18 protein-coding genes are annotated in these 23271 nt (G+C 74.4%); 10 read left to right on the plus strand and 8 right to left on the minus strand.

Annotation, left to right across the window (positions count from 1 at the left end; translation table 11 throughout):
- Nucleotides 1-191: 191 nt before the first annotated feature.
- A complete protein-coding gene (locus WBQ80_RS14830) occupies nt 192-704 on the minus strand; it encodes a methylated-DNA--[protein]-cysteine S-methyltransferase (RefSeq protein WP_336572286.1) in 513 nt (170 codons plus the stop codon).
- Between the two features lie 205 nt (nt 705-909).
- Here WBQ80_RS14830 and WBQ80_RS14835 point away from each other — a divergent pair, with 205 nt between their 5' ends.
- Nucleotides 910-1065 (plus strand): hypothetical protein, encoded by a 156-nt coding sequence (locus tag WBQ80_RS14835; RefSeq protein ID WP_336572285.1) that lies wholly within the window; start codon nt 910-912, stop codon nt 1063-1065.
- A gap of 28 nt (nt 1066-1093) precedes the next feature.
- Here WBQ80_RS14835 and WBQ80_RS14840 read toward each other — a convergent pair whose 3' ends face one another.
- Nucleotides 1094-2755, minus strand: a complete 1662-nt coding sequence (locus WBQ80_RS14840) for a S8 family peptidase (RefSeq protein WP_337282592.1) — start codon at nt 2753-2755, stop codon at nt 1094-1096.
- 209 nt (nt 2756-2964) lie between these two features.
- Here WBQ80_RS14840 and WBQ80_RS14845 point away from each other — a divergent pair, with 209 nt between their 5' ends.
- Both WBQ80_RS14845 and WBQ80_RS14850 read left to right on the plus strand, forming a co-directional pair.
- Complete coding sequence (locus WBQ80_RS14845) at nt 2965-4941, plus strand: tyrosinase family protein (RefSeq protein ID WP_336572282.1); 1977 nt, start codon at nt 2965-2967, stop codon at nt 4939-4941.
- 3 nt (nt 4942-4944) lie between these two features.
- Nucleotides 4945-5781, plus strand: coding sequence for a copper chaperone (locus WBQ80_RS14850; protein WP_336572281.1), 837 nt, complete (start codon nt 4945-4947; stop codon nt 5779-5781).
- A 40-nt stretch (nt 5782-5821) separates the two neighbouring features.
- Here WBQ80_RS14850 and helR read toward each other — a convergent pair whose 3' ends face one another.
- On the minus strand, nt 5822-7999 hold the full coding sequence (gene helR, locus WBQ80_RS14855) for an RNA polymerase recycling motor ATPase HelR (protein WP_336572280.1): 2178 nt from the start codon (nt 7997-7999) through the stop codon (nt 5822-5824).
- A gap of 140 nt (nt 8000-8139) precedes the next feature.
- A complete protein-coding gene (locus WBQ80_RS14860) occupies nt 8140-8925 on the minus strand; it encodes a hypothetical protein (RefSeq protein ID WP_336572279.1) in 786 nt (261 codons plus the stop codon).
- Nucleotides 8926-9050: 125 nt separating this feature from the next.
- On the opposite strand from WBQ80_RS14860, the gene WBQ80_RS14865 reads away from it, so the two are divergent.
- Nucleotides 9051-13265, plus strand: coding sequence for an nSTAND1 domain-containing NTPase (locus WBQ80_RS14865; protein WP_336572278.1), 4215 nt, complete (start codon nt 9051-9053; stop codon nt 13263-13265).
- Between the two features lie 119 nt (nt 13266-13384).
- Nucleotides 13385-14938 (plus strand): cytochrome bc1 complex cytochrome b subunit, encoded by a 1554-nt coding sequence (gene qcrB / locus WBQ80_RS14870; protein WP_336572277.1) that lies wholly within the window; start codon nt 13385-13387, stop codon nt 14936-14938.
- A gap of 128 nt (nt 14939-15066) precedes the next feature.
- Here the strand turns inward: qcrB and WBQ80_RS14875 are convergent, their stop codons facing one another.
- The 3 genes from WBQ80_RS14875 to WBQ80_RS14885 all read right to left on the minus strand — a co-directional run bounded on the left by WBQ80_RS14875 (nt 15067) and on the right by WBQ80_RS14885 (nt 16724).
- Nucleotides 15067-15300: a hypothetical protein gene (locus WBQ80_RS14875; protein ID WP_336572276.1), complete on the minus strand. Its 234-nt coding sequence runs from the start codon at nt 15298-15300 to the stop codon at nt 15067-15069.
- Nucleotides 15301-15441: 141 nt separating this feature from the next.
- Entirely contained in the window at nt 15442-16236 is a 795-nt protein-coding gene (locus WBQ80_RS14880; protein ID WP_336572275.1) for an SDR family oxidoreductase, read from the minus strand.
- A complete protein-coding gene (locus tag WBQ80_RS14885) occupies nt 16233-16724 on the minus strand; it encodes a hypothetical protein (RefSeq protein WP_336572274.1) in 492 nt (163 codons plus the stop codon). The genes WBQ80_RS14880 and WBQ80_RS14885 overlap by 4 nt, the downstream gene beginning before the upstream one ends.
- Nucleotides 16725-16754: 30 nt before the next feature.
- Here WBQ80_RS14885 and WBQ80_RS14890 point away from each other — a divergent pair, with 30 nt between their 5' ends.
- Nucleotides 16755-18011: a sigma-70 family RNA polymerase sigma factor gene (locus WBQ80_RS14890; protein WP_336572273.1), complete on the plus strand. Its 1257-nt coding sequence runs from the start codon at nt 16755-16757 to the stop codon at nt 18009-18011.
- Here WBQ80_RS14890 and WBQ80_RS14895 read toward each other — a convergent pair.
- Complete coding sequence (locus tag WBQ80_RS14895; RefSeq protein ID WP_336572272.1) at nt 17995-18954, minus strand: hypothetical protein; 960 nt, start codon at nt 18952-18954, stop codon at nt 17995-17997. The genes WBQ80_RS14890 and WBQ80_RS14895 overlap by 17 nt on opposite strands.
- 204 nt (nt 18955-19158) lie before the next feature.
- On the opposite strand from WBQ80_RS14895, the gene WBQ80_RS14900 reads away from it, so the two are divergent.
- From WBQ80_RS14900 to WBQ80_RS14915, 4 genes are all read left to right on the plus strand, one after another.
- On the plus strand, nt 19159-19485 hold the full coding sequence (locus WBQ80_RS14900) for a hypothetical protein (RefSeq protein WP_336572271.1): 327 nt from the start codon (nt 19159-19161) through the stop codon (nt 19483-19485).
- Nucleotides 19485-20990: a M14 family zinc carboxypeptidase gene (locus WBQ80_RS14905; protein WP_336572270.1), complete on the plus strand. Its 1506-nt coding sequence runs from the start codon at nt 19485-19487 to the stop codon at nt 20988-20990. The genes WBQ80_RS14900 and WBQ80_RS14905 overlap by 1 nt, the downstream gene beginning before the upstream one ends.
- 61 nt (nt 20991-21051) lie before the next feature.
- On the plus strand, nt 21052-21321 hold the full coding sequence (locus WBQ80_RS14910; RefSeq protein ID WP_336572269.1) for a DUF1876 domain-containing protein: 270 nt from the start codon (nt 21052-21054) through the stop codon (nt 21319-21321).
- Nucleotides 21322-21570: 249 nt separating this feature from the next.
- The gene (locus WBQ80_RS14915; RefSeq protein ID WP_336572268.1) at nt 21571-22593 is read left to right on the plus strand and encodes a zinc-dependent alcohol dehydrogenase; all 1023 of its coding nucleotides are present in this window, start codon (nt 21571-21573) and stop codon (nt 22591-22593) included.
- Nucleotides 22594-23271: the final 678 nt, after the last annotated feature.

A 23271-nucleotide genomic window follows, 5' to 3' on the forward strand; every position in this document is an offset into this window, starting at 1 on the left:
CCCCCCCCCCCCCCCCCCCCCCCCCCCCCCCCCCCCCCCCCCCCCCCCCCCCCCCCCCCCCCCCCCCCCCCCCGCTCGCCTTCCTGAGCGCCCTCGGGCGCCGCACGTTCGCAGGATGATCCGGGTCACGGTCGGCCGTACGGGCTCATCGCCCGGCTCGTCTGCGTTCCGCTCCGACCCGCACCCGCGGCTCAGAACAGCCGCCGCTGCGCCACCACCGCGGCGCCCTCGAGTTCGAGCAGGCGCCGCTTGCGCTCGAACCCGCCGGCGTAGCCGGTGAGCGATCCGTCGGCGCCCACGACCCGGTGGCACGGCACGAGGATGCTGATCGGGTTGCGCCCGACCGCGTTGCCGACGCGGCGCGCGAGGTTGCGGTCGCCCAGCCGCGCGGCGAGCTCGCCGTACGTGACGGTCTCGCCGAACGGGATCTCGCGCAGCATCGCCCACACCGCCTGCTGGAAGTCGTCGCCGACCGCCGCGAGCGGCAGGTCGAAGTCCGTGCGGCGTCCGTCGAGGTACTCGGCGAGCTCGGCCCCGAGCTGCGCGAACAGCGGGTCGCGCGGCGCGTCGACCTCGGCGCCGAGCGACTCCGCGGCGGGCGGATGCCAGTGCCCGGGGAAGTAGACGCCGGCCAGTCCGCCGTCGTCGGCGACCACGAGCAGGTCGCCGAGCGGCGTGGGCAGCGTCGCGTGACGGCGGGTCATGCGTCGATTCTCGCGCGTGCGCGGCACCGGGCGGCGAGCGGATGTCGCGGGAATCGGACGTCCACGTCGCCGCTGCGGCATCCGCTCGCTCGTCTGCAACCCCGGCTGTCAACCCGGTGACGGCGCCCGCCGCCCCGCAGGAGGGTGGGAGCACCGACGCCGACACGAGGAGCGCCGGACACCGCCGGACACGAAGGAGCGAGCCATGAGCGACAGGAACGTCCCCGACGAGGAGTACCGCGACGAGCAGCCCGGCGACCCGGAGTCGCCCCAGACGCCCGGCGCGCCGCGCAACGCCGACCCCATGAGCGAGTCGACCGAGGGCGGCCTGGAGGGCGGGGAGCCCGGCGTCGAGGAGTGACCCGGCGCGGGCGCTCCCGCCGCGCCGATCACCCGCCGAGCTTGCGGAACGCCACCCCCGCGATCCGGTCGAGCTGCTTCGCGGTGAGGCGCCCGTCGAACGAGCGCGCCTCGCGCGAGATCGCCGCGACGAGCTCGCGCCGCCCCTTCACCCCGATCGTGCGCCAGTCGGGGTCGACGGGCACGGGTCCGCGGCCGGGGACCCACACCACGCCGGGTGCGTCGTCGATGATCCCGAACAGGATGTGCACCCAGTACACGTAGCGATCGGAGATGCGCCCGAACCGCTCGTCGCGCTCGATGGCCTCGAAGATCGCGCGGAGGTCGGGCATGACGCCGATCCGGTCGGTCGCGGGGTCCGCGCTCGGCGTGTTCACGGGTGAGCTCAGCCACCGCCGGACGGTCGCCGGGTCCATGGGCGAGCCCGTCCGCCGCCGCCGCCAGCTCTGCAGGAGGACCGCCGCCCCGGTGACGATCGGGCTCGCGCCCGAGGTGCCCCCGAACCAGCCCGTGTACTCCGTGGTCGACGTGCCCTGCCATCCGTCGCCGGTCGTGTCGATGCCCTCGCCCCACGCGTAGCAGTCGATGCGGCTGCCGTGGTTCGAGAAGCCCAGGCGCGAGTGCGGGGCGGCGGAGGTCGCGGCGCCGACCATGATCGCGCCGGAGTCGCGGTAGTCGTCGTGGCCGACCTGCAGCAGGTGGCGGCCCTCGCCGTCGGTCCAGTCGTCGAGGTCGTTGCCGCCGTTGCCGGCGGCCTCGACGACGACGATCCCCGCGTCGACCGCATCGCGGATCGCGTCGAACACCGCCTGCTCGACCTCGACGGGCAGGTAGCTCGTGCTCGAGCCCGCGGCGGTCGTCTGCGCCTCGAGCAGCAGCACGTCGCCGGGCGACATCGCGTCGGTCGCGGAGATGATCGCGGCGGCGGTGCTGTAGGACGTCGACGTGCGGAACTGCGACACGACGCGGGCCGTCGCGCCCGGCGCGATGCCCACGCAGCCGATCGCGTTGTCGACCGCGACGACCTCGCCGAGCACCGCGGTGCCGTGCCCGTGGTACGCCTGGCTCACCCCCGAGATGATGGTGATCCCGGCGGCGGCCAGGTCCTCGTGCGTGAGGGTCCAGCCCTGCTCGAGGTCGACGAACCCGACCCCGCTCCCGTCGGCGGCATCCCACGCCCACCGCGCGTCGATGCCCTCGGGTGCGGCGTCGAGGTAGCCCTGGTCGCCGCTGCGCGGGTCGTCTCCCGCGTCGACGGGCGGCGGCGTCGGCCCGCCCTCGACGTACGCGGTCTCGATGTCGTCGCGCGCGTTCAGCTCCTTCGCGAGTTCCTCGGCGGATGCCGCGTCCCGCACCGTGATCGCCGCGTACCCGTCGAACCGAGCCCGGCGTCCGGTGCCGATGCGGTCGCGCTCGTCGACGAGCGACTCGAGGTGCGCCTCGTCGGCGACCCGTCGCTGTCGGTCGGACATGACGTCGCCGAGGTAGGCGAGCGCGTCGACGAGCTCGCGTCCGACATCCTCCTCCGGCTCCCCGGCCCGCCGTTCGCGCGGTCGGTCGCGGAGCGCGCGTTCGCGCCGCGCCTCGTCGCGCACCTTGACCACGACCCGCGGTCGCACCTCGCTCGTGTCGGCCGGCTTCGGCTCCCTGCCCTCGATGAGTCCCATGATCTGCTCGCTTCCAGTCCGCATGGCGGTCGTGCGTGCACGTGGAGGCGCCGCGTGCGGGCGGCCGGCCATTCCGATGGTGTACGGGGGGATCGTGCGCCGCCACGACCCGGGCCGCATCAGTGACATCCCGGAGGGGGCGGCCCTCGCGCGGGAGTAGCCTGCGACCGATCGGAGCGCCCGCGGCGTCAGGGGTGCCGTGGACCGGCTCCGCACGGGAACGGGGGTCCATCGTGCTGTCTTCACGCCTCTTCGCCGGGGACGACCTGCTCGAGCGCATCGCCGCGGGTGCGCTCGACCGCATCTCGGAGACGCAGAACCGCTTCGATCCGGCGGTCGCCAAGGTGCAGGCCGCGCTGCTGCTGTGGCGCCCCGACGTGCTGCCGTTGCACGGCGACGACGGCGAGTTCGGTAGCGAGAGCGCCATCGCCGTGGTCCGGTTCAAGGTCGAGGAGCTCGGCGTGCCGCAGCCGATCGCGGATGTCGGCCCGCTCACCGTGCAGCGCCTCGACCAGATCGCCGCGGCTGCGGAGCAGCCCGGGCCGGTCGCCCCGCGGGTGCGCCGCGACATCTGGACGCTGCAGCCGACGGCGGGCACGCCGTGGCATCCGATCGTCGACGCCTACGAGCGGGCGGTGGCCGCGCTGCGCGACCCGTCCCGTACCGCGCCGGCCCGCTGGGACTACCAGGCGGCCCTGCACGGGACGCCGATCCCGACCGGCGACCCGCTGCTGGCGAAGTGCCAGCACGGCACCTGGTACTTCCTGCCATGGCACCGGATGTACCTCGCGCTCTTCGAGCGCATCCTCATCGACGTGATCGCGGGCCTCGACGAGGTCGACGACGACACCAAGGCGACGTGGGCGCTGCCGTACTGGAACTACCACCGGCCGTCCGCGGCGTTCCTGCCGCATCCGTTCCGGTCGCCGACGCGCCCGGACGGCGGCCCCAACAGCCTGCACGAGCCGGCCCGGACGCTCGTCGACACGCTGATCCCGCCGACCTCGCTCGACACGTCCGGATGGCTCGACCGGAACCTCGCGTTCAGCGGCGCGTTCGATCCGGCCGTCAACGTGTCGTTCGGCGGCGAGCGCACGCCCGCGACCCACGTGGCCGCGGGCGGCACGGGCCAGCTCGAGCGGTCGCCCCACAACTCGGTGCACAACGCGGTCGGCGGGCAGATGCTCGATCCGGCGGTCGCCGGTCGCGACCCGGTGTTCTGGCTGCACCACGCGAACGTCGACCGGCTCTGGGAGGTGTGGCGGCTCACGCAGGGCATCGGTCGCGACGAGACGCGGATGTCGTACCTGGGCGAGCCGTTCCCGTTCCTCGAGCTCGACGGCGGCATCGAGCCGTGGCATCCGTCGGACGTCGTCGAGACCGCGCCGCTCGGCTACGCGTACGACGACCTGTCGAAGCCGGCGCCCGTGTTCGTGCTGGGCCGGCTGCAGCCGGAGTGGGTGGCGGCGCTCGCGGGCGTGTTCGCTCCCGTTCCGGTGGGGCCGCCGGTTCCGGTCGGGCCGCCCGTGCCGGCGCCGCCGTCGCCGGTCGAGGGCGAGGTCGGCGCCGGCGGGGCCGGGCCGGATGACGCGCACCGGCGCGTGCGGGCGTCCGCCGGTCCGGAGCCCGGTCCGGCCGCCGAACCCATGCCCGAGCCGCAGCCTCGGCGCCTGGAGCGGATCGGCGCGCTCGACCGGACCCTGCGCCTCTCGGGCGGCGAGTCGCCGACCCTCGACCTGCCGCTCGATGCGCCGCCTCCGGTCGTTCCGGCGCCCGTGCCGCCGCCCCCTTCCGCACGCGGCGGCGGCGACGCGGACGACGACGGCGAGCGCTTCGCGGTCCCGGAGGAGACTGCGGCGGATGCCGCGGAGCCGCCGACCCGCTACTTCATCCGCGTCGAGCACCTCTCGGTGACGCGCAACTCCGACCGCATGTACGAGCTCTACCTCGACCCCGACGGCGAGGCCCCGGAGGCCGCGCGGTTCGTGGCGACGCTGCCGACGTTCGGCGCCGAGCGGGCGGACGCCCCGGATTCCGAGCACGGCCTGACGTTCACGTTCGAGATCACCGAGATCGTCGAGTACCTCATCGCGAACGGGCTGTGGAACCCCTCGAGCGCCCGCGTCACGCTGCACCTGGGCGGCGAGGCGACCGACCGGTCCCCCGATCCCGAGCTCACGATCGGCAGCATCGACATCTTCGCGGGGTGACGGATGTCGGCGGCCACTGGGACCTCGGCGCGCGACCCCCTCGCGGTCGCGCGGCTCCGGTCGCTGCCGCTCCTCGAGTGGGTGCGCACGCGCCGCCGCGAGGAGGCGGCGCTGCTCGCGGCCGCCGCCGCCGCGTGGGCGGCGTGGTGCGGCGTGATGTCGGTGACGGACGCCGCGGCCGGCGGGGATCCCGGAGCGGACGGCGGCGCCCACCGCCATCCGGCCGCCGTGCTCGGAGCGCCGCTCGGCGACGCCGCCGTCCCTCCGGAGCCGGCGTCCGCGGGAGCCGGCCTGCTCGCCGCCCTCGCGATGTGGGCGCTCATGGCGGCGGCCATGATGCTGCCCACGGTCCTCCCGGCCGTGCGATACGTGGCCGACGTGAGCCGGCCCGCGCTGCGCTCGCCGCTGGCGGCCGTGTTCGCGCTCGCCTACCTCGGCGTGTGGACGGCTGTCGGAACGCTGGTCGTCGGCGCGACCGCATGGCTGGGCTCTGCCGACCGGCCCCTCCTCGTCGCGGCGATCGTCGCCGCGGCGCTGTGGGAGCTCACGCCGCTCAAGCGCCGCGCGCTCGCGCGGTGCTGCCGGACGGCGCCGATCCGGTTGCGCGGCCTCGCGGCGTTCCGGTCGTCGGCGGCGTTCGGGGTCCGCAACGGCGCGGTCTGCGTGCTCGCGTGCGGGCCGGCGATGGCGGTCCTCGCGCTCGCCGGGCATCCGCTCGTCGCGACCGTCGTGGTGGCCGGAGTGCTCATGGGCGAAAAGGTCCGGCGGCACGGCGACCGGCTCCGGCCGTGGGGCGCCGCGGCGGGACTCGTGCTCGCCGCCGGGGCGATCGTCGCGTGATCGGCCGATCCCCCGACGCGCCGGCACACCACTCCCCGGCTCATCCGCTCGTGAGGATCGCGAGCCGCTGGGTCGCGCGCGTCATGGCGACGTAGCGATCGACCGCGCCCTCGATGCCGTCGCCGAACCGGTCGGGGTCGACCAGGACGACGAGGTCGAACTCGAGGCCCTTGGCGAGCCCGGGCGTGAGCGACCGGACCCGCGACCCCGGCTCGGGCGACGGCGCGAACGCCGGATCGCCGATGACGCACGCGGTGCCTTCGGCGTGGTCCGCGAGCCACGCGTCGAGGATCGCGTCGCGCTCGCCGACGGGTCCACGGAACACCGGCACGCCGGCGCTGCGGATCGACGTCGGGACGTTCGCATCCGGGATCGCCGCGCGGATGACGGGCTCGGCCTCGGCCATGACCTCCTCGGGGGTGCGGTAGTTGATGGTGAGGCCGGCGAGCTCCACGCGGTCGAGGCCGATGCGCGCGAGGCGCTCCTCCCACGACTCGGTGAAGCCGTGCCGCGCCTGCGCGCGGTCGCCGACGATCGTGAGGCTCCGCGACGGGCAGCGGGCGAGCAGCATCCGCCACTCGGCATCCGTCAGCTCCTGCGACTCGTCGACGACGAGGTGCGCGAAGGGCCCGGCGAGCAGGTCGGGGTCGGCGGCCGGGAGCACCGAGTCGTCGCGGAGGGACTCCTGGGCGTCCTCGACGCGCAGCATCGACATGAGCTTCAGGTCGGAGTCGTCGGCCGCGATGAGGTCGTCGACCACGTCGGCCATGCGCTCGCGCCGGGCGCGGGCCGCGGCATCCGCTGCCCTGCGGCGTCGGGATGCCTCGGGGTCGCCGACGCGCCGCCGCGCGGCGTCGAGGAACGGGAGGTCCTCGGCGGTCCAGGCCCGCGGGTCGTCGCGCTGCAGCGCCCGCACCTCGTGCGGGGCGAGCCACGGCGCGCAGCGGTGCAGGTGCTCGGGCGACGACCACAGGTCGGCGACGACGCCGACCGGGTCGTGCATCGGCCAGGCGCGGGCGAACGTCTCGCGCAGCTCGTCGGCCTGCGCGAGCCACGCACGGAGGGCGGCCTCGGGCAGGTCGGGGTCCTCGTCGACGGCGCGTTCGACGAGGATCGTGAGCAGCTCGTCCCAGACCTCCTCGCGCGCCTCGTCGTGCGGGGCAGCGGATGCCACGGACTCGAACGCGACGGCCCACTCGTCGGCGCCCACGTGCACGTCGACCCACGGGGTCTCGATGAGCAGCTCCTCGGCCGGCGGCCGCTCGTACCGGCGGACGGCGGCCTCGACCGCGTCGAGCAGGCGGCCGCCGGACTTCAGCCGGGCGACCTCCGGATCGGCCTCGCGCAACGCGGTCGCGCCCTCGGGGACGAGGTCGCGCACGGTGCACGTCTGCACGCCCTCCTCGCCGAGGCTCGGCAGCACGTCGGCCACGTACGCGAGGTACGGCCGGCTCGGGCCGACGAACAGCAGGCCGCCGCGGCGATGCCCGAGCCGCGGGTCGGCGTAGAGGAGGTAGGCGGCGCGGTGCAGCGCCACGACCGTCTTGCCGGTGCCCGGCCCGCCGTCGACGACGAGCGCCCCGCGGGAGCCGGCGCGGATGATGGCGTCCTGGTCGGACTGGATGGTCGCGAGCACGTCGCGCATGCGAGGCGACCGGCTGCTGGCGAGGCTCGCGATGAACGCCGAGTCGTCATCGAGCGCGAGGCCGCCCGCCGGGCCTGCGGATGCCGCGGGCGTGAACGCCTCGTCCCAGTAGTCGGCGATGCGGCCCCGGGTCCAGCGGTAGCGGCGCCGGCTGGCGAGGCCCCGCGGGTCGGCATGCGTGGCCGCGAAGAACGGCTCGGCCGCGGGCGCGCGCCAGTCGACGAGCAGGCGGCGGCCCTCGCGGTCGACGAGGCCGAGGCGGCCGATGTAGACCGGCCCCGCGGCATCCGTCTCGACGATGCGCCCGAGGCACAGGTCGAGCGAGAAGCGGCGCAGGGTGCGCAGTCGCGCGCTCAGCCGGTGGATCTCGAGGTCGCGCTCGAGCGCCTGCTCGCCGTGGCCGCCGGGCGCACGGCGCAGGGACTCGAGCCGGTCGGCGAGCTCGGCGACGGTCTGCTCGAGGGTGTCGGCGATGCGCGCGAAGTGCTGCTCGTCGGCGGCGATGAGGGCGGGGTCGGCCTTGGCGGCCAGGCGTTCGGGCAGCACGAACGTGCTGGTGGTGGCGGGATCCACGGGGTCGCTCCGATCGTTCGGCCGACCAGTCTGCGCCCTGACCGGGCCCTTGCCGCAAGACGGGGGGTCCGCGGTATCCTGAAGGTGGGAGGTCGGAGCGGCCTCCCGTTCGCATGCCCGGGCGGAGCATCGGGCGTCGCCTACGGCGCCACATCGAAGACGAGCGAGTCGATGATCGGCTGCAGCTGCGAGCGGAACTCCTCGGCGCTGCGCTGCTCGCGCACGTTGGTGATCTCGAGCGTGAGGTTGCCCTCGCCCCATTCGAGGAGGACGAGCCGGACGTCCATGTCCTCGAGGATCACGTGGTGCAGGTCCGACACGCCGTCGCCGATGATGAGCGGGAGTCCCGGGTTGCCGCCGAAGTCGCAGGCCTCCACGCCGTCCTCGAGGGCGAGGTCGACCTGCAGCCCGTCGAGGCCTCCCACGCTCGCCGGCACCGGCTCGGACACGGTGAGCCCGGGCATCGACTGGTACCAGGCGACGAGGTCGGCGGGCGTCGTGCCCACGCCGTCCTCCCAGCCCTCCCCGCAGTCGAGGGCCGCCGCGTGGACGTTGGTGTAGACGCCGAGGTAGCTGCCGCCTCGCGCCGACGACTGCACCTCGGCGTCCTCCTCGAGGAAGAGCCAGAAGTTGCCCGGCAGGTCCTCCGAGTTGAACCAGCCCTCGGGCACGCGGTACGAGATCGTCGGATCGAAGGTCGTCGTCTCGTACTCGCCCGCCTCGAGCGGGCCGAGGCAGCTTCCCCCGTGCGGGTTCGGGCAGGTGGTGGCGTCGGTCGACGGCGTGGGCGATTCGGCCGCCGCGGCGGGCGCGGGGGACTCGGCCGCGGACTCGGCGCGCGGTGACGAGCACCCGGCGAGCAGCATGGCGAGCGCGGTGCCGCAGGCCGCGGCGGAGGCGATCGGTCGGACGGTGCGAGTGGACATGGACGTTCCTTCCTCGAGCGGTTCGGTTCCCACGGTCCTCGGCCGGGTTTCCGTCGGACTTCCCCCGGTTTCCGTCCGGTATCCGCCGCATTGACGCCCGGATCGTGCGGGCGGATGATCGTCGCGTGAGCATCCGCGTGCTCGGCCCCATCGAGGTGGACGGGAGCGAGGCCCTTCGGCCACGTGACCGCAGCGTCCTCGCCGCGCTGGTGATCCGGCACGGCCGGACGGTCTCGCCGGCCGAGATCGCGGAGGCGGTGTGGGCCGACGGGCCGCCGCCGTCGTGGCCGAAGCAGGTGCAGATCTGCGTGGTCCGGCTCCGCAAGGCGCTCTCGCGCGAGGCGATCCAGACGGCGGGCGACGACGGATACCGGCTCGACCCGGACCGCGTCGAGATCGACGCCGATCGGATGGAGGAGCTCGTCGCCCGCGGCCGGCAGTTCCTCGGCACGGGCGAGCCGGATCGCGCGGCCACGGCCCTCGGGCGCGCGCTCGCCCTCGTGCGAGGCGAGCCGTACCGTTCCGTCGAGCACTGGCCCCCCGCGGCCGCCGAAGCGGCCCGGCTCACGGAGGTCATCCGCTCCGCCGAGGACGACCTGCTCGACGCGCGGCTCGCGCTGGGCCGTCATCGGGAGGTCGTGGGCGACGCCCGGGCGCTCGTCGCGCAGGATCCGCTGCGCGAGCGCCGGTGGGCGGCCCTCGCGCTCGCCCAGTACCGGTGCGGCCGCCAGGCCGACGCGCTCGACGCCATCCACCGGGCTCGGGGACTGCTGCGCGACCAGCTCGGCATCGATCCGGGCGCCGGATTGCTCGAGCTCGAGCAGCGCATCCTCCACCAGGACGCCGGGCTCGACCAGGTCGCCGAGCCGCGGCCGGTCGCGACCGCGTGCCCGTACAAGGGGCTCGCGCCGCTCGCCGCGGGCGACCCGCTGTTCGGCCGCGACCGCGAGGTGGCCGACCTGCTGGAGCGCACCCCCGCGACCGGACTCCTGGTCATCACGGGGCCGTCGGGGTCGGGCAAGTCCTCGCTCGTGCGGGCGGGCCTCGTGCCGGCGCTCGAACGGCGGGGGCGGTCGTGCCGGCTCGTGCTGCCCGACGTCGCGGGCGCGATCGGGATCCCGGATGACGCCGCGCCGTCGGTGCTCGTCATCGACCAGTTCGAGCGGCTCCTGCTGGGCGAGCGATCGCCCGATGCGGTCCGCGCCGAGCTGGCGGGGCTCGCCCGGCACGCGGCATCCGTCGGGCTCGTGGTCATCGTGGTGCGCGCCGACCAGCTGGCCGGCCTCGGCCTGGCGCCGGAACTCGGGCGGCTCGCCGAGGAGAACCTGCACTTCGTGACCGCCCCGACCGGCGCCGCGTTGCGCGAGGCGATCGAGCGACCCGCGATCGAGGCCGGCCTCCGGGTGGAGCCTGGTCTCGTCGACCTCGTCGTCCGCGACACCGAGGGCGAGTCGGGCGCGCTGCCGATGATGTCGCACGCCCTCGTGGAGACCTGGCAGTTCCGCGACGGGAACGTGCTCACGGTGGAGGCCTACCGGGCGTCCGGCGGGATCCAGGGGGCGGTCGCCCGGACGGCGGATCGCGTGTACGAGGGCCTGACGGCGCCGCAGCGGCGCGCCATCCGCTCGGTGCTCCTGCGCCTGGTCGTGCCCTCGATCGAGGGACCGCCGCTCCGCCTGCGCGTCGCGGCCGGGTCCCTGCGGGGCACGGCGGAGTGGGACGAGGTCGTCGCACGGCTCATCGCCGCCCGGCTCGTGACGGCGGAGGACGACGCGCTCGAGATCTCGCATGAGGCCCTCGTGCGCGCGTGGCCGCGGCTGCAGTCCTGGATCGATGAGGATGGCGCGGGGCTGCGCGTGCTGCGGCACCTCTCGACGACCGCCGAGGGGTGGGAGAGCCTGGGCCGGCCGGACAGCGAGCTCTACCGCGGAGCGCGCCTCGAGGCGACGCAGGAGTACCTCGATGCGGCCGCACCCGACCTGACTCCGCTGGAGCGGGAGTTCCTCGATGCGTCCGTGCGGCGCTCGGCGTCGGAGCGCGATGCGATGCGCGAGCAGGCCCGGCGCGATGCGCGGCAGAACCGTCGCCTGCGCGTCCTGCTCGCGGCCGCGGGCGTGCTGCTGCTCGTGACGGTCGGCGCGGTGGCCGTCGCCGGCCGCCAGGGCGCCGACGCGCGGCACCAGGCGGAGCAGGCCACGATCGAGGCGCTCGTCAACCGCTCGCTCGCGCTGCGGAGCACCGACCGCGACATCGCCGCGCTCCTCGCCGTCGAGGCGCACCGCCGCTGGCCCGACGACCCGCGCGTCACGTCCGCGCTGCTCGGCACGTTCACGACCGGGATCGGGGTCGTCGACACGCACTACATCGACGACGCGGCGAGCCTGCGCGGGGCCGTCGTGCCGGGCACCGACCGCGCCGTCGTGGCCCGCGACGGGATCCGCCCGGCTCTCGTCGACCTGGACTCCGGTCAGGTGCTCGAGGCCATCGAGCTGCCGAGCGACCACGGGCCCCTCGGCGGCGACGGCATCGCCGTGAGCGCGGACGCGACCCGCGCCGCCCTGCTCGTCGGCGCGCCTCGCGAGGAGTGCGGCGACGACGGCGGCATCACCGAACACGGGCTCTGCGGTGCGTTCACGGTGCTCGACCTCGCCGGATCGACCGCGACCGGGCCCGTCGTGACCCCCGATGGACCGGGTGGGATCGCCATCTCCCCCGACGGGCGGACGGTGGCCGTGATCGGCACCGGGAGCGGCATCGTGTCGATCCACGACGCCGCGCGGGCGAGCACGGTGGCCGAGGTGCCCGGGCTGCCCGCGGCGGCGCCGGGAGACGGGTGGCCGATCACCAGCGCGGTGGCGTTCGGACCGGACGGCCTCGTGTACGCCGGGTCCGCGGCCGGCCCGGTCCGCGTCATCCGCTCGGACACCGGCGAGGTCGTCGCCACGCTCGACGCCCCGCCGGGTCACTCCGAGCGCCACCTCGCGGTCGGCTCGGACGGCGTGCTCGTCGCGGTCGGCTCCGACGGACTCGTCGCGATCGACGTCCGTTCCGGCGCCACGCGCTGGACGGCGGGCCTCGCGGGCACGAACCCGGATCCGTGCCCGTGGTTCGCCGCGTCCGTCGCGACCGAGCGCGTGTACTGCGGCACCCACTACGGCGAGGTCGAGGAACGCGACCGCCGCACCGGCCAGCTCACGGGGCGCGTGCTCGACACGCAGCTCGGCTCGGTCGGCGACCTCGCCGTGACGGCCGACGGGTCGGAACTCGTCGCATTCGGGCTCGAGACGCCGGCGATCACCCGGTGGCGCCTCGACGGCAGCGGGCCCGTGAGCACCAGGATCGCCGACGGCTACGCGGCGATGGACCGCTTCGGCTACGGCGACGACACGCTGCTCGTCGCACGGCGGTCGCCCGGCGCGACGCTCACGTCCGACTTCACCGACTACGCGCTGTGGGACGCCTCCGCGGATCGCATGGTCGACGACATCCCGCCCGACCGGGAGGGCGGCCTCGAGGGCGTCGGCTGGGCCGGACGCGACCTGCTCGTCGGCATGGACGTCACGGCGCTGCGGTACGCCTGGTACGACACGGATCGCGGCGCGCTCACGGACGGCGACGAGATCGGCACCGAGTGCGAACACCTCTGGCCGTCCGGGGATGGTGCGCGCGCGTACTGCGGCGGCGCCGCCGGCGAGGTGTGGACCATCGACACCGCGACCCGCGCCGTGGTCGAGCCGATGCTGCGGGTCGAGGGGTACGTGCGGTCGGTCTCCGCCACGCGCGGCGGGGAGCGCATCGTCGTCACCTCCGCCGCCGAGCGCGGCTACGAGACGGTCGTGCTCGACCCGGACGGCGACGTGCTCGCCGGCCCCCTCGACGGCCCGTCGCTCACGAGCGTCAGCCCCGACGGCACGCTGGTCGGCACTTCCGCGGGCGCCATCACGCGATACGACCTCGAGACCCTCGAACCGCTCGGCGAGCTCCCCGGTGCGAGCGGCGAGGTCAACACGCTCCAGTTCAGCGACGACGGCCGACTGCTCCTCGCGACGTCCAACGACCAGTCCGCCTCGCTCTACGACGTGGCGACGGGCACGCGGCTCGGCGACCCGATCACCACGAGCGCCCCGCTGATCTACCCCGGCTTCCTGCGACCGGATGGCGCGGCGCTCGCGATCACGGATGCGACGGGCATCGTGGTGTGGGACCTGGACCCCGATCGCCTCGCGGCGGCCGCGTGCCGGCTCGCGGGGCGGAACCTCACCGCGAGCGAGTGGGGGACGTACCTCGCGGGCGTCGGCGAGCACCGCGAGACGTGCGGCGGCGAGGTGGGCGCGGGCTGACTGCGCGGGGCTGACCGCGCGGGCGGCGGCGGGCGGCGCGACGAGACCCGACCGGTCGGATGTCACAGATCGCCGTGCTGCGGCGTCGTATGGGTGAGGCCACTCATGAGGAGGCACCCATGCAGACCACCGTGACCGACCGGCTCGCGGCATCCGTCGTCGACGCCACCGTCTTCGGCCGCCGGATCGGCGCCGCCGTCGAGGCGCTCCGCCGCCGCCGGGTGCCGACGCACTGGACGGACCTGTTCGGCATCGTCACGTTCGCCTGCGTCGTCGTCGTGACCCTCACCGGCCTGTGGCTCATGTTCTTCTACGTGCCATCCGGGGACCCGACGACCTACGAGGGCGGCTACGCGCCGCTGCACGGCGCGGAGGTCTCGGCGGCGTATGCGTCGACCATGCGGATCACGTTCGACGTGCCCGGCGGCCTGCTCGTCCGGCAGGCGCATCACTGGTCGGCGCTGCTGCTGCCCGCGTCGATCATCGTGCAGCTGCTCGCGACGTTCTTCACGGGCGGCTTCCGGCGGCCCCGGCGCGGCCTGTGGGTGCTGCTCGTGCTCGTGTTCGTGGCGGCGCTCGCGACCGGATGGAGCGGGTACGCGCTGCCCGACGACCTCCTCTCGGGCACGGGCCTGCGCATCACCGAGGGTGTCGCGCTCGGCATCCCGGTCGTGGGCACGTGGGTCGCGTCGCTGCTGTTCGGCGGGCCGTTCCCGGGGCGGGTGATCGAGCACCTGTATCCCCTGCACGTCGCGGTGCTGCCGGCGTCGCTCGTCGCGCTGGTGGCGCTGCGCGCGGTGGCGGCGTGGCGGCACGGGCCGCCGCAGTTCCCCGACGCGAGGCGGACGGAGTCGAACCTCGTCGGCGTGCCGCTCTGGCCGACCGGCGTCGCCCGGGCCGCCGGGCTGGTCGCGCTCGTCACCGGCGTGCTCGTCGCGATCTCGGCGACGGTCACGATCAACCCGATCTGGCTCTACGGGCCGGCGTCGACGGGTGACGCGGGCGCGGGCAGCCAGCCGGACTGGTACACCGGGTTCCTCGACGGGGCGCTCCGGCTCGTGCCATCCGGGTGGGAGGTCGTGCTCTTCGGCCGCACCTGGACCCTCGCGGTCGTCGTGCCGCTCGCGGTCGTGACGGGGTTCTTCGCGGCGGTCGCCTCCTACCCGTTCGTCGAGGAGTGGCTGACCGGCGACCGGCGCGAGCACCACGTGCTCGAGCGGCCCCGCAGCATGCCGGCTCGCACCGGCATCGGCGTCGCGGGCATCGTGTTCTTCGGGGTGCTGTGGGCGGCGGGGAGCGCCGACCTGGTCGCGACGAAGTTCGGGGTGAGCTTCGAGGGGGTCATCGGGGCGTTGCAGGTGCTGCTCGTGACGGGCCCGGTCGTCGCGTTCGCCGTGACGCGGCGGGTGTGCCTCGGCCTGCAGCGGCGCGACCGCGAAGTGCTGCGGCACGGATACGAGACCGGACGCCTCGTGCGCCTGCCGGGCGGCGAGTACGTCGAGGAGCACCGCCCGGTCGGACCGGCCGAGCGGGCGCGGCTCACCGCCGGCGCGGGGATCGAACCGCCGGTGCTGCGCCCGCTCGAGCTGCGTCCCGACGCGCGCGGCGCGCTCCCGCTCCGGCGGCGGGTGCGGGTGCGGATGTCGCGGTGGTTCCTCTCGGACCGCGCCTGAGCGTGGTGCGCGTCGGTGCGCCCGGCGCGTGCCGCCCCCGTTCGCACTGGAGTGCCGTTTGTGCGATGGAGGCCGGTTGCACACGGACCTCCACCGCAGGAACGGCACTCCAGCGTGGCGGGGGGCGCTCAGTCGCGGGGCGTGCGGTGCCCGCCGCCGGTGTCGAGGTCGGGCCCGGCCTCGAGGTCGGGACCGTCGCTCTCGGTGATGTTCGCACCCTCGAAGAACGGGTCGACGCCGAGCTCGCGGGCGTGTTCGGCCCTGAGCCGGGCCTGCTCGCTCGCGCTGTCGGCGAAGTCGCGGTCGTCGGGCAGGTCGTCGTCGCTGCGGCGCCCCGGGTCGCGGTCGGTGTCGTCGCTCATGCGGTCCTCCTCGTCGTCGATGCGCTCAGGGTAGGTCGCCGCGTAGCCGGCCGCACGGGTTTCGCCCGCTTGGGCCGGGTCACGCGACCCACCGTGCCGCAACGAGCCTCCCGCCGAGGGGGCGCAACACGCCGCGCCTCCTCAGGGCGCAACGGCGTGTCGTGTCCCCTCGCGGCGCCGCACGGGCACGTGGTCGGGCGACCGCAGCCACTCGTCGAACGTGATGCGGGCCCGCAGCGCGTCCGGCCCGCCGCGCACGACCCCGGTGGCGAGCGACCGCCCGAACGGCCCCGGGAACCGCACCTCGAGCACTCCCCGGCGCACGCCGTCGAACGCGTACATGCGGCGCACCAGGTCGGCGAGCCGCTCGTCCCGCGGTCCGGCGAGGTCGCGGGCGCGTCCGCCGACGGGCTCGCCCTCGGCGACCTCGACGAGCCGGGCGCCCACCTCGCGCGCGGCCACGGGCCGGATCAGCGCCTTCGGCGCCACCGTGAGCGGCCCGAAGGTCGTCTGCGCGGCGACCTGCGCGGCGAACTCGTGGAACTGCGTGGCCCGCTGGATCGTGTGCGGCACCGGGCTGTCGGCGAGCAGCGCCTCCTGCGCGAGCTTGCCCGCGTAGTGCGCGTCGTCGATGCCGTCGATGCCGACGATCGAGAGGGCGACGTGGTGCCCGACGCCCGAAGAGGCCTCGGCGCGCAGCAGGTTGCCGGTCACGTTCGTGAAGAACTCGCGCGCCCGGCGCCCCGACAGCGTGACGACGCTCGTGACGTCGATCACGACGTCGACCCCGTCGAGCGCGCCGGCGAGTCCGGCGCCGGTCTCGAGGTCGTGCCCGTTGCGTCGCGTGAGCACGAGCACGTCGTGTCCGCGCGCCTCGGCGGCAGCGACGACGTGGCGTCCGACGGCGCCGGTTCCGCCGGCGACGGCGATCCTCATCGGGCCGCCTCCTCGTGCGCGGTGCGGGCATGGGGGCGAGCGGATGCCGCGGGGCCGGCCGTGCCGGCGGCATCCGTCTCACGTCGACGGTCGTCGCGCGCCGGGGTCAGCAGCAGGATGCCGAGCCCGAGGCTGAGCGTCAGCGAGACGACGGTGCCGATCGCGGCATCCGTGTCGAGGTGGTCGAGGTGGGTGGCGTGGTACCAGAGGTGGAGGACGCCGAAGACCGTCCAGGCGAGGCCGAGCAGGCGGGTGACGGAGGGGCTGCGCCAGACGAGCCCGGCGACGGATGCCGCGCCGAGGGCGAGGTACATGGCGCCGACGTCGCGCACGAGGTGTGCGTTGAAGGGCCCGTCGGTGGCGACCCACTGCCCGAGCACGCCCGGGAACGAGTCGAAGAACGAGTCGGGAGCGAACGACGCCCATCCGCCGACGAAGAACGCGATGGCCGCGGTCAGCGCGAGGGCGGCCGTGTGGATTCTGGTCATACCCGTATTGACGAATCGGGCGGACGAAGTGTGAGGTCACTGGCCTCCGGCGTGCCGAGCCGCTTCGGCGACCCCATCTGGTCGCGGGCCGCCCGCAACCGCGACTTCGTCGCGCACCACGACGACCGCGTCGACGCCGATGCCCTCTGGGTGACGGTCGACCGCAGCTCTCCCGAGCTTCGAGCCGTGCTCGACCGGGTTCGCGGCCGATCGGCGGTCGCGTCCCTCACGATCCGGCCGGCTGTGGCGTCATGCTTGGTGAAGGGAGCAGTGACGATGACGGATGACACGACGCACGACGAGCACGAGCCCGACCTCGCCGACGTGGTCGACGAGCGCCGCCGCCTGCTGGCGCTCGCGTACCGCATGCTGGGCACCACGGGCGAGGCCGAGGACGCCGTGCAGGAGACCTACGTGCGCTGGTACCGGATGTCGGACGCCGAGCGCGCCGCGATCGCGAACCCGCAGGGCTGGCTGACCCGCGTCGCGGGCCGCGTGTGCCTCGACCTGCTCGGCACGGCGCGGGCGCGGCGGGAGCGGTACGTGGGTCCGTGGCTGCCCGAGCCGCTGCCGGCGGGGTTCTTCGCGGGGCGCGGGCGCGCGGGCGGCGGCGGGGGCTCGGGCGCGGCCGAGGGCGCTCCGGCGTCGGCCGGCCCCGCGGCATCCGCTCGCCCCCTCACCGAGACGACGACGGATGCCGCGGCCGACCCGCTCGACCGCGTGACCCTCGACGAGGCGGTGTCGAGCGCCCTGCTGGTGGTGCTCGAGTCGATGACGCCGGCCGAGCGTGTCGCGTTCGTGCTGCACGAGGTGTTCGCGGTGCCCTTCCCGGAGATCGCGGAGATCGTCGGGCGCTCCCCCGCCGCGGTGCGTCAGCTCGCGACCTCCGCGCGCCGCCGGGTCGCCTCGGAGCGCTCACGCCGCGTCGGGCGTGCCGAGCACGACCAGGTGGTCGCCGCGTTCGGCGCCGCCGCGCAGGCCGGCGACCTCGCCGCCCTCGTGTCGGTGCTCGACCCCGAGGTCGTGCTGCGCTCCGACGGCGGCGGACTCGTCTCGGCCGCCCGCAGGCCCGTCCTCGGTGCCGAGAACGTCGCCCGCTTCCTGCTCGGCCTGCTCGCCAAGAACCCCGACGACCGGGTCGAACCCCTCGAGACGACGGATGGCGCCGGCTTCGCCGTCCGCCGCGACGACGCGGTGATCGGCGTGGTGAACTTCAACGTGGTCGCGGGGCGGGTCGCCGACGTGTGGATCGTGATGAACCCCGAGAAGCTCAGCGCCTGGCGGTGATCGCCCGCTCCGCGGCATCCGTCGGCGCCGCCGCGACCCGTCGTCGTTCGCTCGCGAACACCACGATGCCGGATGCCACGCCCGACGCGAGACCGACCGTCGCCGGTTCGCCGCCGTGTTCGAGCCCGCCGCCGATCACGAGCACCGGCACCGCGATCGCGAGCGCGGTCATGGCCGCTGCGCCGATCGCGCGGAGCACCCGCGGTGAGCTCCACTCGTCGACGAGGAGCACGACGAGCACCGCCCACGCCGCGGTGACGATGGCGGGAAACGCGCCCAGCAGCGCGTACAGGGCGAGATCGGCGCCGGATGTCGCGGCGGACGAGCCGCGAGCCTCGAGGTGGCGACCGATGACCGCGACGGCCGGCGGGATGCCCGCGGCGAGCGCGGCGATGGCGACGATCGCGGCGAGCGGCAGGCGCGGCGACCAGCGCGCGGCATCCGAGCCGGCCGTGGCATCCGCACCGGCCGTGGCATCCGTGCCGGCCGTGGCATCCGTCCCCTCAGCCCGGACCGCGCGGACCACGCGGACCGCGCGCCGGCGCAGCGCGACCGCCGGCACCAACCCGACGAACACCGCCCCCGCCGCGGCGAGCGCCGCGGCACTCGTCAGGTAGGCGCTGACGAGGCCGATCGCGATCGCGGGCGCGACGAGCTCGAGCGCGCGGATGACGGCCCAGATGATCGCCGCGGTGATCGCTGCGAGCACCGGATGCGGCACGCGCGACGGTGCGAACCGGTACACCGCGACGGCGATGAGCCCGGCGACCAGGAGCACCGCCGGCGAGATGACCTGCAGGCCGAGGGACACGTACTCGGCGCCGGTGCGTCCGCCCGTCATGATGAACGACGGCGCGCCCACGCCCGCGACCGTCGCGCCGCCGGCGACGACCGCGGCGAGCAGGGGTTCGCGCCGGTCGTGCGGCCTCGGGTCTCGTCCCACCGTGGATTCCTTCCTGCGCCGGGCTGCGTCGGCCGGCGTCCGGGCGCGGTGGTCGGTGACGCCGTGCCCTCGATGAGGATACGGTCGCGAGGACCTGTTGCGGAGTACCCCGGGAGGGAGTAGGTTCCGGCCCGAGTGGTTCTGGGGGGAGCCCGTTCGCGCGTCGCGAGGCGCTCGAGCGAGCCGTGGATTCGGGGGGATCCCATGGCGAATCGATCCAAGGGCGCCGACGCGCTCGGCAAACCTGAGGGCGAGCGCTTCGAGGCGACCGTCCATCCGGGGGTGCGGGAGGCCGCGCTGTCGCGCGTGGCGGATCTCGACCTCGACCGCATTCCGGATGCGCACGGCGACGTGCGTGTCATCATCACCGCCGACGAGCTCGGTGAGCTCGTGCGACGCGGGTACGAGGTGCGCGTCGTCCGCACGGTTCCGATCGCACCGCTCGACCCCGAGCGGATCCAGTCGGACGACGATGCGGCGCGCTGGCTGGAGGACCGCATCGCGGGCATCCCGCGAGAGGAGGAGCGCTGATGTACCGCACGGTGGCGCAACTCGACTCGCAGATGCAGTCGCTCGCGACGTGGTTCCCGGGGTTCTTCACGCGGATGCAGCTGCCCGAGGCATCCGTTCAGGGACGACCCGTGTACGCCCTGCGCCTGCGCGCGGGCACCGGCCCCGAGCGCCGCGGGGTGCTGCTCGTGGGTGGCACGCACGCGCGCGAGCTCATGAACCCCGACGCGATCATCGAGCTCGCGGTCGACCTCTTCGTCAGCTACACGAACAATCGCGACCTCGTCTACGGCGGCAAGACCTGGCCGGCGGCCGACATCAAGCTGATCCTCGACGCCCTCGACATCTGGATGGTGCCCTGCGCCAACCCCGACGGACGCGCGCACGTCATGACGGTCGACGACATGTGGCGGAAGAACCGGGCGACGAACGCCGGCACCACGTGCATGGGCGTCGACCTCAACCGGAACGCCGACTTCATGTGGGGCGTAGCCGAGGGGCAGACGTCGTGCTCGCCGTGCGCCGACGTCTACGCCGGAACGAGCGCGTTCAGCGAGCCCGAAGGCCGGAACGTGAAGCACCTGCTCGACACGCACCGCATCGCCACGTTCGTCGACGTGCACTCGTTCTCGGAGCTCATCCTCTGGCCGTGGGGCCACGCCCCCACCCAGACGACCGACCCGAAGAAGAACTTCACGACGCTGCCGAAGCCGAAGTGCAAGCCCATCCAGGTCGCCGGCTACCAGGAGTACCTGCCGCCGCGCGACCTGCAGCGGTTCCAGACGGTCGGCGCCCGTATCCGGGATGCGATCGCGGCCGTGCGCGGTCGCACGTACACCAGCGAGCCGGGCATCGGCCTCTACGCGACCACGGGCACGTGGAGCGACTACGTCTACAGCCGCCACATCGCGAGCTCGGCGCTCGAGAAGACCTACGGCTTCACGTTCGAGACCGGCCCGCAGGCGGCGACCGTCGAGGACTCGTTCCATCCCGCCGACCCGACGCTGATCAAGCGCGACGCGAAGTCGGGCATGGTCGCGCTGCTGCAGCAGAGCATCTGCGCGATCGAGCTGATCGGCGCCCAGTTCTTCCGCGCGCAGACCGAGGTCACGGCGCTGCAGAAGGTGCGCGACAAGCTGCTGTCGACGACGGATGCCGGGCGGGAGTGGATCGCACTCTTCGAACGCATCGAGGCGCCCGCGGTCGTGGCGATGCTCGGCGACCGCGAGCTGCTGTCGGAGACGGCCGAGCTCGTGAAACGCGCCTCGGCGCTGTCGAAGGATGACACGACGAAGCTCACCGACGAGGAGGTGGATGCGGGGCTGAAGGTCGTGCGCCGACTGCGGTCGCGCGTCGAGGACGCGGGGCTACGGAAGGACCTGCGGGCGATCGAGGTGCAGCTCGACGGGCTTCGGGGCGCGGCGATGTCGAAGGCGGTGGAGAAGTTGATGACGACGGCGCCGGGCGCGAAGGCGCCGGCGCGGACGGGGTCTCGGGCGAAGGGGAAGGCGAGCGCCGGGCGCTGAGCGTCGCCGTCCATGCAGCTTGTCATCTGAAGGCGAGAGACCGGGGAGGGGTGTGGGTTCCATGGATGCGACGAAGCTGTGGATGGTCACCGTCGAGATCGAAGAAGAAGAGAACACGACGATGGCGAACGCCAACCTGCGCACGCCCGCGGGCCTGGACGTGACCGGCGTCGGAAAGGCGGATCGCAACCCGCTCGACCCGAACGTCCCCGAGATCGGCGACGAGCTCGCGGTCGCGCGCGCGTTGCGCAACCTCTCCGAGCGCCTGCTGCACGCCACGGAGAAGGACATCACGAGCGTCACCGGGCAGCCGTCGCACGTGCACCGGTAGCACCGGGCGCGGTCTCGACGCGGTGGCCCGGTTGATCGGGCGGGCGTGGTTGAACGTGCCCGCACTCCCGCCCGACGTCGTCCTCCTGCTCGCCCGCCCGCCGCTGATCCGGACGTGCCCGCGTGCCGGCGCCGGTCGCGCCGCGGGACCAAGTCCCCGTGAGCCTCGCGCCGGACACCCGAGACTGGCATGCGAGCGCTCCGCCGGCTGCGGCCGCGACGATCTCGATTCGACCAGGAGGAACACATCATGCGTGCAGCCGTCGTGACGGCCTTCGACCGGCCCGTCGCCCTCGAGGACCGGCCGATCCCCGAGCCCGGACCTGGCCAGGTGCTCGTCCGCCTCGAGGCGTGCGGGCTCTGCCACACCGACATCCACGCCATGCGCGGCGACTGGCCGGTCAAGCCGGGCCTGCCGTTCGTGCCCGGCCACGAGGGCGTCGGCATCGTCGAGCGGGTCGGCGAGGGCGTGACGTCCCGTTCGGTCGGCGAGCGCGTGGCGATGCCGTGGTTGGGGCACGCGTGCGGCGAATGCCGGTTCTGCGTCTCGGGACGCGAGAACCTGTGCGAGCAGCAGCAGAACACCGGGTACTCGATCGACGGCGGCTATGCCGAGTACCTGGTCGCCGATGCCCGGTTCGCTTCGCCCGTGCCCGAGGGCGTCTCGGCGATGGATGCCGCACCGCTCACCTGCGCGGGCGTCACGACGTACGCCGCGGTGAAGAACGCGCACGTCGTGCCCGGCGAGCGCGTCGCCGTGTGGGGCGTCGGCGGACTCGGCCACCTCGCGGTGCAGTACGCGCATCTCGCGGGCGCCGAGGTGATCGGCGTCGACATCACGCAGGAGAAGCTCGACCTCGCCCGCGAGCTCGGCGCCGACCACGCCGTCGACGCCTCGGCGGGCGACCCGGTCGCGGCGATCGCCGAGGTCGGCGGGGCGGATGTCGCGATCGTGCTCGCCGTCGCCCCGCAGGTCTTCGACCAGGCATTCCGCTCGCTGAACCGCGGCGGCCGCATGGTGCTCGTCTCCCTCCCGGCCGAGGGCACCCTCACGGTGCCGGTGTTCGACACCGTGCTGAAGGGAATCTCGATCATCGGTTCGATCGTCGGAACCCGGCAGGACCTCACCGAGGTGTTCGCCCTCCACGCCCTCGGCCGCACCCGGGTCATCTCGAAACCGCGCGACCTCGGCGACGTCAACTCGGCGGTCGACGAGGTGCTGCACGGCGACGTGCCGGCGCGACTGGTGTTCGACTTCGGCTCGGCGGGGTGAGCGATCCGTCGCTCTCTCCGGTGCGCGCGTCGGTGAGCAGCGTGTCAGGAACCAGACGGTCACTCCGGTCGAGGTCAGCACGACGTACAGCGAGTACAACGCGGGGATGAGGAGCACCTCCTGCTGCACGACGCCGCTGAAGCTCAGCACACGATCGCGAGCGCGAGCGGCTCGTGGACGATACCGATCGCGAGGGTGAGGTGCGCCGGTCCTTAGGACCGAGCCGACCGAGCCGGGGCCAGTTGCAGGCGCACGCCATGCCGACCGTGGCAACGCGATCGCGGCGAGATCGTCTGCCACGGCGCCGTGATGACGAGCTGCCAGTTGCAGGGCACCCAAGTGACGAGGAGCAGCATGATGAACAGCACGCCGAGCGCGCTGCCCGACGCTGCCGAGCGCGGAGATGACGACGCGGTCGGGGCCGCGGGAGGAGGGGATGGCGGGCGCTCGGCGCTGTGTCGGCCTGTTCCTCGGGGCCGCGGTCTAGCGGCGAACTCGCGTGCCGTACTGGGTGCTCGGCCCCCGGTCGTACCCCGCTCCTGCGGGCGGCAGACTCATCACCGCCGCCCGCCAGTCGGCGCTTGGCGCCGAGCGTATGGTCCGGTTCCTACTCGGCATGCTCGCCGACAAATGCGCCGCCGACGAGTTCAGAATGTTGACGCAACGGAGCCGTGGTGG

The organism is Agromyces sp. CCNWLW213 (assembly GCF_037199545.1).
Classification (GTDB): domain Bacteria; phylum Actinomycetota; class Actinomycetes; order Actinomycetales; family Microbacteriaceae; genus Agromyces.